The following is a 16,727-nucleotide window of genomic DNA, read 5'->3' as shown; positions in this document are numbered from 1 at the left end:
ATCATTCAATCAATTCCATCTATACATACGTGTTCAAAAAGGGCGGTTTTCAGTACCGAGAAGATGGGATGAAGCTAGAAATGGAGTAGCGGAGCGTAGGCAAAACTACGTGAGCAACTACATTGTTTCCGAAGGAAACAAGCTTCGTAAGCATCCACTTATTTCGGCTGAATCCCATATTCGACGTTGAGATGCCGTTAGGCATCCTTCGTAATCAAAAGCGGACTTTTTGAACAACTTCTATACATATGTCTGTATTCCCTGATATCCAGGCCTACAGTCATTCTTTCATATCAGATCAGCAGTCATAACTCCTGAACTAGTATAGTGTACCACTTCTGCACCGACTCTTCTACGCTTTCCTGAAAAAACCGTTTACCATTTTCATACGGAAAATAAAAAACCGAAAGGTCAACTGACCTTCCGGCATGGATCTTGTATATTATCGTTTCATGAATCAATTTCATAACTCACTAAAAATGGATTGATGGAACTAGATAAAGACAAATTGAACCGTTTTGATCTCTATCTAGCCTTGATTAAAGCAGCTATAGGTATTATGAAATTGATTCACATAACATCCTTATTTTATAAATGTAAATGAGTTCACTACTTTTTCCAAAATGGCTGCCTGAACTTCCGTTCGATTCGCATCGTTTAGTCCACTCGTGATCGTATATGTGATTCCATTCTTCTCGAATACAATCTGACGACCGGTATATGGTACAGCCTTTTCCACATCATGGTACGTAAAGGAGAATGCAGGCACACCTGCAAACGTGATCTTCTCGCTATTCATCAGCTTGAAGTTCTTACGGGTTTGGCTTGCTCGCGTATATCCTTCTTTCAGCTGACTGGCCGTCATCTCAAGGGTTCTCTCTTCGTCTGCAGCAATAGAGAACTCTCCGCCTGTGAAGGTGTATGCCACTGGAGATTGTTCAAACTGATCATTATACGGCGTCCAATAGCGCGGAATATCAACACTGTACTGATAACGTTTGGATGTCCGTGTACGTTGCTTCGTTTTGTCTATCAAATAGTAATCCTCTTCCAATTGACCAAAGTTATCAGCAACAATATCAAAATCAATATAGATACTCTCAACAATGCGTTCAAACCATGCTTGATCTTGCTTCTGATCTTCGGGGAACGAATATTCAACATAATAACGATAGTCGCCCTTCTGCAAAAGTACATTGTACTCTGTCTGCCATCCATCGCCAAAGTTATAACGGAACTCCTGAACCTTTGCCGTCTCACCAGACATATCCATCGTATAGGATCGGATAGGCTCATAGTTATCTAGCGTGAATGCCTCACGCATCCACTTATCCAGTTGTTCGCTCCATTGTTGAACGGTAGCTCCCTTAGGCGTAGATGAAACCGTCATTTCTAAGTAAGCTCCATCCTTCGCTTGGTAGGACAGCTCGTTATTGTCCATCGACCACCCTGCCGGCACATTCAGCTCAATGCCATAATCACCATTGTGGACGTAACGCATGCCATCAACGACTGTAGATAGATCTTTGATGGAGCTATCTGACTGATCATAGGTAGGTTGGAATGAGTTCAATAACGCTGCGTGTTGATCCAGATCCTTATAATATACTGCATCATAATCTGCAAAATAAATACTATACAGTCGATTATCCTGGATGTACTGACGCATCTCCCAGAACATCCCGTCCTTATCATTTACAACAGTTCGTGCATACGGCATGTCGGCTTGGTTAACGGCTTGGCGATCCAGCACAATATCTTCTGCTTCCTTGGATTCCTGTTCAAGCTGATGCAATAAGTCATCGGCATCAAGTGCAGTGTTCTCATCGCTGACATATACCTGAAGATAATAACTTTCATCCGCAGGGCCAAATGACATCATTCGCTCCTGCTCTTCCGTTTGTAAAATAATCATATCTTCCGGGTAGTTAATCGACCAGCCATAATAACTATTACCGATTCTCGTTTTATCTGCATCCACATCAATGTCGTCCTCGTCCTTATCCGTCGGCGATTCCATCTGCGTTAAGCGAATGATGATTTCTCCTGAAGATGTTGGAGCAAGTGTTGCGCCAATTCCTGCTGCTACTACGCGAAGCGGAACCATAAGTACACCATTCACCATTTTAGGGGATGTACCCATGTCTTTTTTGACGCCATCCACCCAGGCAATCGGACTACCAATCGTGATCGTTACCGTATGTGCACCTTCCTTGATTTTGACAACATCATTACTCTCCAAACGAATTTCACTGCCAAAAGCCTTCTTAAAAACGCCGACAGGCACCATGGTCACACCATTGATTTTGTAAGGCTTCGCGATTGCTTGTTTGCTCCCATTGATATAAGCTTGAGTGCTTCCTGCTTGGATTCGCAGTTCATTCGTGGTGATATCCTCGGATGCCCATACTGGCATAGCTAAGGCAAAAGTTAGCATCCCAGCCAACATGCCTGTGCTCAGCACACGTAAAAATGACTTCTTCATTCCGTTCATTCGTCCTCTCTCATTACGGGCTGCTCCCGTCGTTATTGTTCTTCATCCCCTGTTAGAAACGCTTCGATCTCAGCCTCGAAATCTGCTCGATCTCCAAGTACCAACGTACGTATAACGATGTCACCATCCGATTGCATCATCAGTTTCACTTTTTGCCCTGGTAAATACGCTTTGAGCAGCTCATTAATATCAGCCGGCGAAGATACACGTGTGCCTCCGATACTATATAATAGGTCACCCTCTTGGATTTTGGCTTTCTTCGCTGCATTGGAGAACACGCCATTTACTGTTAAAGGTTCATTCGTAGGCATTCCTACGATACTAGACCAGCTTTCCTCCAGCAGTAGTCCAAGACTTGCGCGTTTCACCTTACCGTATTTGAAATACTGATCGATCACATATTGCACCGTCTCCACCGGGATCGAGAATCCCGTGTTATCTATGCCGATTTCTGTATATTTCATCGAGTTAATCCCGATAACTTCGCCCTTCAAATTGATCAACGGCCCACCGCTGTTACCTGGGTTAATGGCTGCATCGGTCTGAATTAAACGATAGTTCGCTTCTTCCACTTCGCGGTTAAGTCCACTAATCACACCCACCGTTGCTGTGTTCCGCAAGGCAAATGTAACTGGTGTCCCAATCGCAATCACCGTCTCTCCGACGGAGGTCTTTGGCGCTTTGGCGAATGTTGCCGGTTTGAGCGATTTGGCATTAATTTTAATGAGTGCAATATCACTGATTAGATCACTGTATGTTTTGGTAATATTGTATGTATTGCCATCAGATGTCACAACGAGTGGATTATTTAAATCTTCAACGACATGTGCATTCGTTACAATCCATCCATTCGAACGGATAATCACGCCTGTCCCATGCGCAAGATCATATTCATCCGAGGATGCGTCGCCATGTTCGTCATTTGCTTTTCCAATAATGCTCACAACGGATGGAGACACCCTTTCAATGATTTTTGGGATCATCTCATTTCCTTTATAAAGGTAGGTGCCTGTCTTCGCATCATATTGACCGCTCCCCCCCAGTACCTTAACCAAGTCCGCAGAACTGACATACACTTGTCCATCAACTACTTTGGCTTTCATGCCAGCCCCTGCCGTAGACTCCGCTGCTCCTGCCGCTGTTGCCACGCTGATGGAAAGCACCATTGTCATCATCATCGCTATAGTTTTTCTCGCTAACCCGTTCATTCTCTCCCTCATCCCTTTCGGTCTATCCTCTGTTATTCGGTTATGTAGCCTAATCTCTTACTCTCTTCTCTCTACCTTCTTCTGTCAGTATCCTCCAATCTATCACACAAATTATGGTTATACAATTGTTCTGCGTTCTATCTATCATAGAAAGTTCATCCCACTATGCTGATCCCGATCCAATAAAAAAACACCTTCCACCATTAGCTCTGGAAAGTGCTTCGTCTGTATTCTCATTGCTATACACCAACTACGTTAATCTGTAACCTAACTAATTGAACCATCCCGTAATCATGGCATAGTCCGTCATCAAGAAAACAAGCAAACTGACCACTGCAAACCCGATCGCAAACAAATTCTTCTTAGGTGCCCGAATCAATCGCACAACGCCTATAAAGATAATAATCGTAAACAACAGGACAAAGATATCAAATGCATTAAAATTCGATGTACTCGCTGTGGCAGCTTCTGCAAGCAACATGGATAGACAGACCTCCTCACCATAATTAAACACACATTTTGGCAACGTCCTTATACACAACATTCAATCCCGTACCTGAAACGCTTCAATGCACTTGTGAATCCATACAAAAAGCTAACTCCTGCCCAAATATCTAACTCTATGTTAGCCGTAGCCTGCTTGTAATGCAAGCCCTATCATCCATAAAAATGAAAAAAATCCAATTCATCTAGGTATGTCTATAATGCTTGTCACATCACATATGTAAACACTTTCATTATAAGTCGAGATTATAATTCTATTCTACATTCTCATGTAAATGTTTAAAGGTACGTCTCATAGATCTATTCAATCCATATACCAAAAAAACCTCCCTATTGAACGTGGTGAAGCATCGCTGTATAAGCAATGCCTCACCACGTTCACCTAAGAAGGTTCCTAACTGATCAACTCTATGGTATCTGGTTATTCTGTTAACTGAAGCATCTTGCTTCGCTCTGTATCCCGCACCAAAACAGGTTTCAGGTACTTACCTGTATAAGATGCCTCTACTTGTATAATATCCTCTGGTGTTCCGGTTGCCACGATCGTTCCGCCGCCACTGCCGCCTTCTGGCCCCAGATCAACAATATAGTCAGCTGTTTTGATTACATCCAGATTGTGCTCGATAACCAGCACGGTCTCACCGGAATCAACCAATCGGTGCAATACGTTTAGCAACCGGTCAATATCGTCGACATGCAGTCCTGTCGTTGGCTCGTCCAAGATATAAATGGTCTTGCCTGTACTGCGACGATACAGCTCAGAGGCAAGCTTCACCCGTTGAGCTTCACCACCGGACAAGGTTGTTGCCGGTTGTCCTAAATTGATATAACCCAAACCTACATCAAGCAGTGTCTGCATTTTGCGATGGATTTTCGGAATGTTCTCGAAGAATTGGGTTGCATCCTCGACAGTCATTTCGAGTACGTCAGCGATGTTTTTGGATTTGTACTTCACTTCGAGCGTCTCACGGTTATAACGTTTGCCTTTGCAGACTTCACAAGGAACGTATACGTCCGGCAAGAAGTGCATCTCAATCTTGATAATTCCATCACCCCGGCAAGCTTCACAGCGCCCACCTTTGATGTTGAAACTGAAGCGACCTTTTTTGTAACCACGCATCTTGGCTTCGTTCGTTTGCGCAAACAAATCCCGAATGTCATCAAACACTCCAGTATACGTAGCCGCATTGGATCGCGGTGTACGACCGATTGGCGACTGGTCAATATCGATGACTTTATCAATATGTTCCAGACCACGGATCTCTTTATGTTGCCCAGGACGTACACGAGCACGATTCAGATCACGCGCCAATGTTTTGTACAAAATTTCATTAATCAGTGTCGATTTTCCTGATCCAGATACACCCGTTACGGCGGTGAACACACCAACTGGGATTTTCACATTCAGGTTCTTCAGGTTATTTTCCTTGGCGCCGCGTACTTCCAACCAACGATCACCTACGCTGCGGCGTTCCGCACGTATCGGAATGAACTTCCGTCCACTCAGGTATTGACCCGTTAACGAGTTCTCGTCATTCATGATCTCTTCTGGTGTACCCTGCGACATTACGGTACCTCCGTGGATACCTGCGCCAGGACCAATATCAATAATATAGTCGGCTGCCATCATTGTGTCTTCATCATGCTCAACTACGATTAACGTATTGCCGATGTCTCTCATATGAGCCAACGTACTGATCAAACGATCATTATCCCGTTGATGCAGACCGATACTCGGCTCATCTAGAATATAGAGCACGCCCATCAGGCTAGAACCAATCTGTGTCGCCAATCTGATCCGCTGCGCTTCACCACCAGATAACGTTCCGGCAGCACGGCTCAGGGTCAGGTAATCCAGACCGACATTGACTAGGAAGCCCAGACGGCTATTAATTTCTTTGAGAATCAGGTTCGCAATAGCGCGTTCCTTCTCACTCAGATCCAACGTTTCAAAGAATTTACCCGCTTCTCCTATAGAGAGGCTCGTTACATAGGCCATGTTATGGTCGTTAATTGTGACCGCCAGACTTTCACGTTTCAAACGATGTCCTTTACATGTACCACAAGGCTTGGCGCTCATATACCCTTCAATGAATTCACGGATGCCCTCAGATGCCGTTTCACGATAGCGCCGCTCCAAATTGTTCACGATACCCTCAAAGGTCACCAGCGCTTCTTTGCGTTGTCCAAAATCATTCTCATAACGGAACCGGATTTTCTCTGTACCTGTACCAAGCAGCAACTTGTTCATCTGATCGGCTGGAAGATCTTCAACAGGTACATCCTGCGGGATGTTGAAATGTTCACATACTGATTTCAAGAACTGAGGATAGTACGTTGACGTTCCTCCTGTCCATGCGTCAAATGCGCCCTCTTCAATCGTTTTACTCCGATCAGGCACTAGCAGATCCGGGTCAACGATCATTTTCACACCAAGTCCATCACATTCAGGACAAGCTCCAAACGGGCTGTTGAAAGAGAACATTCGTGGTGCGAGCTCTTCAATACTGAATCCACACACTGGACATGCAAAATTAGAGCTGAAACGGAGTTCTTCCTCTCCGATGATATCAACGAGCAATTGTCCACCAGACAGATTCAGTGCCGTTTCAATGGAGTCTGCAAGACGTGACTGGACATCCTCCTTGATAACAACCCGGTCAACGACAACTTCAATCGTATGTTTCTTATTTTTCTCCAACTGGATATCTTCAGACAGTTCACGCATCTCGCCATTTACCCGTACACGGACAAATCCTTGTTTGGATATATCGGCAAATACACTCTTATGCTCGCCTTTCCGTCCAGAGATAATCGGTGCCAAAATCTGCAATCGAGTTCTTTCCGGATACTGCATGACACGATCGACCATCTGCTCTACCGTCTGCGATGTAATTTCTACACCGTGATCCGGGCAGTGGGGATGTCCTACACGTGCAAATAATAGACGTAAATAGTCATAAATTTCGGTTACCGTTCCCACGGTTGAACGCGGATTACGGCTAGTCGTTTTCTGGTCTATCGAAATCGCTGGGGAGAGGCCTTCAATGGAATCCACATCTGGTTTCTCCATTTGTCCTAGAAACTGCCGTGCATAAGCGGATAATGACTCTACATATCGCCGCTGACCTTCTGCATAGATCGTATCAAAAGCCAGCGAGGACTTGCCTGAGCCGCTCAGACCCGTCAATACAACAAAACGGTCACGCGGAATGGTAATATCAATGTTCTTTAGGTTATGTGCTCGTGCACCTTTAATGACAATATTCTCGCTAGCCAATGTGTATCCACCCTTTCAAAATCAATATCGTGTTTCACACCCTCCCAAACCCTCCCTTCCTAGGGAGGGCCCCATAGGGCTCAGCCCTCTGGACACCCGAAACAAGCGGTGCATTGGCGGTTGGTCGGGTCTTGCTATGTGAAGGTATATCGTGCGCCCGCGATTCTGCACTAGATTCCAGCCTATTGCCGGAATCTAATGCAGTCGCTCTACTGTGAGGGGACGCTCACGGCTTTGCCTCGCTCGCGGTAAGTCGCCATTGCCTCTGGCTCGGCTCCCTTTACTACCGGGACGCTCACGGCTTTGCCTCGCTCGCGGTAGGTCGCCATTGCCTCTGGCTCGGCTCCCTTACTACCGGGACGCTCACGGCTTTGCCTCGCTCGCGGTAGGTCGCCATTGCCTCTGGCTCGGCTCCCTCTACTACCGGGACGCTCACGGCTTTGCCTCGCTCGCGGTAGGTCGCCATTGCCTCTGGCTCGGCTCCCTCTACTACCAGGACGCTCACGGCATTGCCTCGCTCGCGGTAGGTCGCCATTGCCTCTGGCTCGGCTTCCTTTACTACCGGGACGCTCACGGCTTTGCCTTGTTCGCGGTAGGTCGCCATTGCCTCTGGCTCGGCTTCCTTACTACCGGGATGCTCGCGGCTCTGCCTTGTTCGCGGTAGGTCGCCATTGCCTCTGGCTCGGCTCCCTTTCTACGATCGGGACGCATGATTTCCATATGCTTTCCTATAAACCTTTTAACCAAATTCAACTTTTCTACTAGTATAGCCGTGAAGAGAACATTCCAACATGTCTATTTATCGGCAATCCATACTATTTTCCTTACTGAACAAGAGAACGGCCCATAGGCCGTTCTCTTGTTGCAGATCCATCTTTTCGGACATATCTGTAATTGTTGCATTATTGTTCAATCGCCTACTCTGCGCGCAGTTCCAACAATGCGTCACGAAGCTCAGCAGCACGCTCAAACTGCAAGTTTTTCGCTGCTTCTTTCATCTCTACTTCTAGGCGCTGTATAAGAGACTGACGTTCCTTCTTGGACATCTTCTCTGCAGCGCCAGTAAGAAATTCGTTCTTCGATTCGGCAACCTTTGTTGCCTCAATCACATCACGTACCTTTTTGCGAATCGTCTGTGGTGTAATGCCATGTTTCTCATTGTAGGCCATCTGGATTTCACGACGACGTTCCGTCTCCTTGATCGCCTTATCCATCGAATCCGTCACTTTATCACCATAGAGAATAACTCGACCATCACTGTTCCGCGCCGCCCGTCCAATGGTCTGAATCAGTGAACGCTCTGAACGAAGGAATCCTTCCTTATCCGCATCCAGAATCGCAACCAACGATACCTCAGGTAGATCCAAACCTTCCCGCAGCAAGTTGATCCCGATTAAGACATGGAACGTTCCAAGCCTTAGATCACGCAAAATCGACATCCGCTCTAGTGTCTTAATCTCGGAGTGAAGATATCGTACCTTAATACCAATCTCTTTCAGATAGTCAGTTAGATCCTCCGACATCTTCTTCGTCAACGTCGTGATTAACACACGTTCGTCTTTGGCAATGCGGTCATTGATCTCTGCAATCAGATCATCGATCTGTCCCTTCGTTGGGCGCAGCTCGATAATTGGATCAAGTAGACCGGTAGGACGAATGATCTGCTGTACCATCGTATCGGTATGCTCAATCTCATATGGCCCTGGTGTAGCCGATACATAGATAATCTGATTCATCTTCTCTTCAAACTCATCGAATTTGAGCGGACGATTATCAAGCGCAGATGGCAACCGGAATCCGTGTTCAACCAGAACCGTTTTTCTCGCTTGGTCACCGTTATACATTGCGCGAATCTGTGGCAACGTTACGTGAGACTCATCCACCACGATCAGCATGTCATCTGGAAAATAATCCATCAGTGTATATGGTGTATCTCCACGTTCACGGAAGGTCAGTGGCCCGGAATAGTTCTCAATTCCTGAACAAAAGCCCACTTCCTTCATCATTTCAATATCATAACGTGTACGTTGTTCCAGTCGCTGTGCTTCCAACAACTTTCCTTGTTCACGGAGTACTTCAAGACGTTCTTCAAGCTCACGTTCGATGTTGACCAAAGCCACCCGCATCGTCTCTTCTTGGGTTACGAAGTGAGATGCTGGGAAGATCGCAATATGTTCACGTTCTCCTACTAGTTCTCCGGTCAATACATCAATCTCGGTAATCTTCTCAATCTCATCCCCAAACAACTCGACGCGAATCGCATGTTCACCCTTAGAGGCTGGGAAGATCTCAATGACATCACCACGTACACGGAACGTCCCCCTTACAAAGTTGATATCATTCCGCTGATACTGTATTTCTACCAAACGAGACAAAATCTGATTACGTGGCTTCTCCATACCTACCCGCAATGACAATAACATGCTGGAGTAAGCAGACGGTGAACCCAAACCATAAATACAGGACACGCTGGCTACAATGATGACATCCCTACGTTCAAATAACGAACTGGTCGCTGCGTGACGCAGTTTGTCGATCTCTTCATTGATGCTGGAATCCTTCTCGATATACGTATCCGATGACGGAATGTACGCCTCCGGCTGGAAGTAGTCATAATAGCTGACGAAATACTCAACCATATTATTAGGAAAGAATTCTTTGAATTCACTCGCAAGCTGAGCTGCCAACGTTTTATTGTGGGCAATAATCAGCGTTGGACGTTGAAGCTTCGAAATGGTTTGTGCAATGGTAAATGTCTTACCTGTACCGGTTGCACCCAGTAGTGTCTGATACCTCTTTCCTTCCCGAACACCCTGAACCAATTGTTCAATGGCTGCAGGCTGGTCACCTTGGGGAGAAAACTCAGACTCGATTTCGAACGTTTTGTCGCTCATTACAATATCGCTCATTGCCGTATCTCACCCTATCGTCTAAAATAATAGTCACTATAGAGGTTGTTCAAAAAGTCCGCTTTTGATTACGATCGATGCCTAGCGGCATCATCAGCTTCGAATATGGAATTCAGCCGAAATGTCCGTTGCTCACGTAGTTTTCCTACGCTCCGCTACTCCATTTCTAGCTTCATCCCATCTTCTTGGTACTGAAAACCGACCTTTTTGAACACACACTTATATATTGTCGAAGTTCCCCGAATTTTCATATGGGAAAACTTATAGGCATAGGAATATTTGTTCCCGTTAGATTATACCTCGTTCGTTCAAGTGATGCAAACGTGAAGTGAAGACAGGAGTGGGTTAATTTATGGATATTGCGACACTTATCGGCATCATTGCCGGGATTGCCGCAGTCATCGGCGGTTTTTTGTGGGAAGGCGGCCAAGTTTCAGGGTTGTTACAAAAAACAGCTGCATTAATTGTATTTGGTGGAACCATCGCTGCGGTCGTTGCCAGCTTCCCTGCAAACCGGTTACGTACAATTCCGGCTGCACTGCGCATGGCCTTTGGACGCAAAAACAACGAGTCAAGCCAGTGGGTCGAAGAACTGGTGGACATGTCAACCATCGCCCGCCGCTCAGGCGTGCTCGCATTAGAACGGAAAGTAACGGATCACCCACATCCATTTTTAAGAGACGGCATTCAAATGGTTGTGGACGGTACCGATCAAGATGTCATTCGGCAGATCATGGAGATGGAGATTGATTCTGTTGAACAAAAACATGATGGGTACGCCAAAATTTTTGAAGCTGCTGGTGGTTATGCACCGACGATGGGGATCATCGGTACCGTAATGGGTCTAATTCAAGTACTAGGAAGTCTAACTGATCCGACGGGACTTGGGCCTGCCATCGCTGTTGCCTTCACAGCTACTTTATATGGTGTAGCTAGCGCCAATCTAATCTTTTTACCCATCGCTTCCAAGATTAAATCCCGCGGTGCGGAAGACATACAACTTATGGAAATGATACTTGAAGGTGTACTTGCTATCCAAAATGGGGAGAATCCTCAACTTGTCCGCAAACGCCTAGAATCATTTACATTGACACATCGCCAGATCACGCAACCTGTACTAAAGGAGGGGTTCGATGAGTCGGCGCAGTAAATGGCGCGCTAAACGTGAGCCTGGTGAACATCGGGATCGTTGGATGATTACTTATGCTGATCTCATTACCCTTCTACTGATCTTCTTTGTCATTATGTACGCGATGAGTAATCCGGATTCCGGTAAATATAACGTTGTGACACAATCGCTGCAAAATACGTTTAATCAATCGAACTCCATACTTGAAGGTGGTAGTGGCATTGTAGGCGAAACGATTACAAAACCTACTCCACCCGACAATGAAGAACAGAATCCTACAGATTCAGATACGGAACCGGATGTTACTGATGATGATAACCAGCCGCTCACTGAGAGGGAGAAGCAATTCAGATCACAGGAAGAAGAGCTGCAAAATTTATTTAATACGATTACACAATATATCGAGGACAACAGTCTTAATGATCAGATCTTTGTGGCGGACAAACCGCAAGGCATTTCCATTACGCTAAGTGATCGTTTTCTATTTGATCAAGGACAGGCCGCACTGAAAGATAATGCTGCACCCATACTTAGCAAACTTGCAAGTCTATTCCGTAACCTGAACACAGTGGTTAGCATCGAAGGTCATACCGATAACGTGCCTATTGGAACTAACTCTTCCTATAAGGATAACTGGCAGTTGTCCGGTGAACGTGCCTTATCCATCCTTCGATTTTTCCTAGACCAAGAAAAGCTGAACCCCGACGGCTTCCAATATGCTGGATATGCAGATACACGCCCTACTGGAGATAACTCCACCGAGGCTGGCCGTCAGAAGAATCGCCGCGTAGAAATTACGGTGCTACGACAATTACAACCATAACTCTCTGCATTGCATTGTCCATTCCTTAAGTACAACGATTAATCGTACAAAAAAGGATTCAAAAAGGCACGTTCAAGTTGAATTCATTCAAACTGGACGTGCCTTCTTCGTATTGATTTAATCTATCTTATATTAATTATTTCATTTAACTTCTGTATCACTCTCGAACACGTTCGATTTCATCCAAAACTTCTTTGAGTTTCAGCGCTTCTTTCTTAATTTCACGATCATCCTGACGTTTAAGCGTCTCTTCGAACCACAGCATGACCTCGGCAATCATCAATCGCTGTTCAGCTAACGATTCTTCATACATGCGTTCACCGCGAGCTAACAGCAGACGGTTCTCCATCCGATCACGTGGGTGAATTTTGATTGCTTCCAATGCTTTGAAACGCTCGGCAATCTCCTCTTGGGACAGATCATTGTCCTTACCTTGGATAATGGCCATCTTCTTCTCACCAGTCTCAACAGAGGAGACCTCCACTTCTAGAATTCCGTTGATGTCATATGTAAAACGAACGTCGATTGCTTGTTCCCCAGCTGGAGCAGGTGGCACGTTTATGGGTAACTCGCCTAACTTCACATTATTTTTAGCTAGCCGGCTCTCTCCTTGGTAAATGTCAACGGTGATGGATGTCTGATGATGATGCAGCGTATAATAACGTTCCATTTTGCTTACAGGGATAACCGTGTTACGTTCTATGATCGGCGAGAACATGCCTGATTCAAACCGTCCATTGTCCAATCGCACGGAGACGGAAGTTCCCAGCGTATAGGGACATACATCTGTTAAAATAACTTCCTCCAGGTCTTGATGTCGTTCCTTCATCGCAGCCTGAATACCGACACCCAGCGCTACTGCTTCATCTGGATGTAAATGGTTTGCAGGCAGCCTGCTGAACAGTTTGCCTGTAAACGAATAGATCAGTGGCATGCGTGTTGCTCCTCCAACAAGGATCACAGCATCCAGTTCACTCAGCTTAACGGATGCATCACGTAACGCACGTTCGACAGGCTTCTGTAAACGGGCTAACAGTGGCTTGGCCGCCAGATCAAAACGCGCACGATCCACAACCAGCTCCTTCACTCCCTCTTCAAGTGTCAGCATCATCTTGCCTTCACGAACATGGCTCAAGTCCTGTTTGCAACGCTCCGCTTGCTTCCAGAGTGCTGATTGTTCTTTTGCAGATAAGCGATCTTGCTCAATTTGGTGGCTATCAGTAAACAATTCTGCGAGCAAACGTGTAAAATCTTCGCCCCCAAGAAAGTTATCTCCAGCGACAGATTTCACTTCCATGATCTGATCAAATAATTCCAGTACGGATACATCAAACGTACCGCCTCCTAGATCAAATACCAGAAACTTGGTTTCCGGTTCATGTTGATGTAAACCATAGGCAATAGCTGCGGCGGTTGGTTCGCTAAGCAAACGTTCCACTTTTAGCCCCGCTAATTGCCCTGCATGCTTCGTCGCTTTACGCTGTGCATCATTGAAATAAGCCGGTACACTAATCACAGCCTCAGTTACCGTCTCTCCGAGATACGCCTCCGCATCTGCCTTGAGTGATTTCAAGATGAACGCAGATAGTTCTTCCGGCAAAAATTGATATGTACCCAGCTCAAACGTCCGTCCGGTACCCATGTATCTTTTGAATACAGAAGCTGTTCTCTCCGGATGTGTAATCAAACGTTCTCTCGCAATCTCACCTACTACAATCTCCTCATTCTCATCCACACTTACCACCGAAGGTGTCAAGCGATTGCCGAGCGCATTCGGGATAATCTGAGGCTCCCCATGAACCCAGCAAGATACTAAACTATTCGTTGTTCCTAGATCAATACCTATGATTGTCATGTTGTTTGTACCTTCTCTCTTCTCAACTTCTACTTGTGACTCTATCGAACAATCTATCATAATCGATAGCTAGCGCATAGGCATAACTTCATTCGTCCACCAAAATAAAAAAACCGAATGCTCACTTACACATCCGGTTTCTACACACTCAACGTTATTATGCATCCATACCGCGCTCGCTAGGGCGCAAGATGACTGAACCAACAGCAAGTAGAATAGCTGCCATACCAAACAAAATCAGTAGAGGGAGCTGGATATCAGACAACGTGCCTCCAGCGGAGATCGTCTCCACAGCTTGAATCGTCCACTTTTGCGGAACAAAGTTGGCAATCTTCTGCATATATTCAGGCATAATCGAGAGTGGCCAGAAGCACCCACCGATCATACAAGTTGGTGTGATGATAAGCGAATTTAACATGTTTGCATTTTTGGATTCACGGATCAATCCAGCAACAGTACTCGCAATTCCCATGGAGACTAACATAAATGCAGCCAGAATGAGGAAATGTACACCAAATGAAAGGCCAGCATCATAATGCAACACCCATCGGCTAATGCCTAAAACGAGAACAATTTGAATGATACCGATGATAAAACTCCCCAAGAAATTGCCGACTGCAATTTCATAAGATCGTACTGGAGCTGTATATACCCGGGCCATCGTTAACTGTCTGCGATCTTCCAGAATAACGGATACAGCGCTTGTCAATAAACCCATCATAAACATAATCGTAAATCCAGTCACATTATTTAGGCCCGGCTTCGGATAGATCTGTAGGTCAACAGCTGTGCCTGTGATAGCGGATTTATCTGTTTCCTGTAGTAGCTGTTCCAATTTCTTTTGATTCTTCTGTGAGTTTGACGTCATATCCGAAACTTCACCTGTTCCGGCGTGTACGGCTGATGCCAATTGATTCAACCCCACGGTCATCCCATCTACGGCAGCTCTGAATGTGTAGGATTCTTCACTCACACGCATTTCAATCAGTTCCAATGGCGCTTGCTTCCCAAGCAACAGATTCTCTGTGTACTGCGGCGGAATAACAAGTCCTGTGCTTCCCTCTTGCCGGGCAATAGCTTCCTTCACTTCAGCTTCTGTACCCATCGGCTTGAGTAAGTACTCCTCTTTATGACCAAGCTCGCTTATGATCCATTCACCAGCTACACCTTGATCCTCATTGACATACGGAATGATCGCTCGATTTGCCTGCTCATTGCCAAATAGAAATACCGTACCTGTCACAACTAAACAAGGCAGTAGCAGAAACGTAATGACCCCTCGTTTACGCCCCAACGTTCGTCTAATCATAAGCCAGGCGATATGTAGACTATTCATAGCGGTACCCTACCTTTCTGTAGATTACACCTGCGATTAGAAGCAGAACGGCGCAAACGACACCAAGCATGACGATATTGTGCATAATCTCGCTCACAGGAGAATCCAGCATCATTCGCAAGAAGCTCTGTAGTGCCCAGTGATTAACTGTAAATTCGCTTATGCGGTTTACCAAATCAACGGCAATCGGTGTGAAACCACCACTGATGAATGTCATTGCAATAATAATGGCTTGCATCATCCCACTTGCAGATGTCGCATTTTTGCTAACTAGGGCAACGATAATGCCAATCGTCATCGAAGCGATTGTAATCAACACACAGATCAGGATGATCAACCAAGGATGGTTCCCCCAATTCACGCCGTACAACCAATAGGTCATGACGATAATAATGATGGCTTGCATAAAGGCAAGTAGGCTATTGCCTGCAATTTTTCCGGCAAAGATGATACCATTCCCTACTGGTGCCGCCTGAAGCCGAATCAACGTTCTTTTGTCCTTTTCGGAGAACAAACTATTAATCGTTGTCATGCCAGAGTAGAGCATAAACATAGCCAGCATTGAGGCCGCGTAATATTGTGATGCACTGTAAGAATTGCCTGCCTTACCCGGACTACTCGTGGTGATATAGGTAGGCTCTTCTGTCAGGTCCGTATTTGGCACAGATGCCATCGCTGCGACCACTTCTGGACCAAGCACTTTTGCAATGGCGACCTGTCTGTTCAGTTCATCCGTGAACCGTGTAAATACAGTCTGCCCTACAACATTAAGCGTGTTGTCTTTGCCCAATATCCACTGCAATTCTGCGCCTTTACCTGCCACAAGCTGATCCTGTAGACCACTTGGGAGGATTACAGCAAAATCCAATTCCCCCTGCCTAAGAGCACTTACGGCGTCTTCTTCTGTTGCCAGATCTCTTACCTTCAACATGTCTGACACCGCTGGCGAGGTCAAGAAGGTCTGCAGAGCGTCTTCTACAACGGAAGCTTTCGTTGCTTCTGTAGACTGAATGATGCCCACTCGAACTGGTTTAATTACAGCATCTTCACCCGATCCCATCGTTCCTGAAAGGGCTGTACCTAATATAAAGATCAGGAGTAATGGGAGTATAAATAGATTCAGTAATACGGTTCGTATTTTCAGAATACGCCTAAGCTCAAAAGCACATATATGCCACATATTCATCTG

At 45.7% G+C, this 16,727-nt stretch carries 10 protein-coding genes; 2 read left to right on the top strand and 8 right to left on the bottom strand.

Going from position 1 to position 16,727, the window contains the following annotated elements:
- Positions 1 to 583 precede the first annotated feature (583 nt).
- The 5 genes from J2T19_RS19525 to uvrB all read right to left on the bottom strand — a co-directional run bounded on the left by J2T19_RS19525 (position 584) and on the right by uvrB (position 10,395).
- Positions 584 to 2,485, bottom strand: a complete 1,902-nt coding sequence (locus tag J2T19_RS19525; RefSeq protein WP_307218641.1) for a stalk domain-containing protein — start codon at positions 2,483 to 2,485, stop codon at positions 584 to 586.
- 41 nt (positions 2,486 to 2,526) lie between these two features.
- Positions 2,527 to 3,666 carry a S1C family serine protease gene (locus tag J2T19_RS19520; RefSeq protein WP_307218677.1) on the bottom strand — a complete coding sequence of 380 codons (1,140 nt, stop codon included), beginning with the start codon at positions 3,664 to 3,666 and terminating at the stop codon, positions 2,527 to 2,529.
- 307 nt (positions 3,667 to 3,973) lie between these two features.
- Positions 3,974 to 4,183 carry a hypothetical protein gene (locus J2T19_RS19515; protein ID WP_056693600.1) on the bottom strand — a complete coding sequence of 70 codons (210 nt, stop codon included), beginning with the start codon at positions 4,181 to 4,183 and terminating at the stop codon, positions 3,974 to 3,976.
- 444 nt (positions 4,184 to 4,627) lie between these two features.
- A complete protein-coding gene (gene uvrA, locus J2T19_RS19510) occupies positions 4,628 to 7,486 on the bottom strand; it encodes an excinuclease ABC subunit UvrA (protein ID WP_307218638.1) in 2,859 nt (952 codons plus the stop codon).
- 917 nt (positions 7,487 to 8,403) lie between these two features.
- Positions 8,404 to 10,395 carry an excinuclease ABC subunit UvrB gene (uvrB, locus tag J2T19_RS19505; RefSeq protein ID WP_307218636.1) on the bottom strand — a complete coding sequence of 664 codons (1,992 nt, stop codon included), beginning with the start codon at positions 10,393 to 10,395 and terminating at the stop codon, positions 8,404 to 8,406.
- Between the two features lie 352 nt (positions 10,396 to 10,747).
- Between uvrB and J2T19_RS19500 the strand changes: the two genes are divergently transcribed.
- Positions 10,748 to 11,545 carry a flagellar motor protein gene (locus tag J2T19_RS19500; RefSeq protein WP_307218634.1) on the top strand — a complete coding sequence of 266 codons (798 nt, stop codon included), beginning with the start codon at positions 10,748 to 10,750 and terminating at the stop codon, positions 11,543 to 11,545.
- Positions 11,529 to 12,347, top strand: a complete 819-nt coding sequence (locus tag J2T19_RS19495; protein ID WP_307218632.1) for a flagellar motor protein MotB — start codon at positions 11,529 to 11,531, stop codon at positions 12,345 to 12,347. Before J2T19_RS19500 ends, J2T19_RS19495 begins: the two co-directional genes overlap by 17 nt.
- A 157-nt stretch (positions 12,348 to 12,504) precedes the next feature.
- Here the strand turns inward: J2T19_RS19495 and J2T19_RS19490 are convergent, their stop codons facing one another.
- The 3 genes from J2T19_RS19490 to J2T19_RS19480 all read right to left on the bottom strand — a co-directional run bounded on the left by J2T19_RS19490 (position 12,505) and on the right by J2T19_RS19480 (position 16,724).
- Positions 12,505 to 14,202, bottom strand: coding sequence for a molecular chaperone HscC (locus tag J2T19_RS19490; protein ID WP_307218630.1), 1,698 nt, complete (start codon positions 14,200 to 14,202; stop codon positions 12,505 to 12,507).
- A gap of 157 nt (positions 14,203 to 14,359) precedes the next feature.
- Positions 14,360 to 15,538, bottom strand: a complete 1,179-nt coding sequence (locus tag J2T19_RS19485; protein WP_307218628.1) for an ABC transporter permease — start codon at positions 15,536 to 15,538, stop codon at positions 14,360 to 14,362.
- Positions 15,531 to 16,724, bottom strand: a complete 1,194-nt coding sequence (locus J2T19_RS19480) for an ABC transporter permease (RefSeq protein WP_307218626.1) — start codon at positions 16,722 to 16,724, stop codon at positions 15,531 to 15,533. The genes J2T19_RS19485 and J2T19_RS19480 overlap by 8 nt, the downstream gene beginning before the upstream one ends.
- Positions 16,725 to 16,727 lie beyond the last annotated feature (3 nt).

The organism is Paenibacillus tundrae, from assembly GCF_030812775.1.
GTDB classification, from domain to species: domain Bacteria; phylum Bacillota; class Bacilli; order Paenibacillales; family Paenibacillaceae; genus Paenibacillus; species Paenibacillus tundrae_A.
Note: the sequence above shows the minus strand (reverse complement) of the source record. Positions and strands in the feature narration are given on the sequence as shown.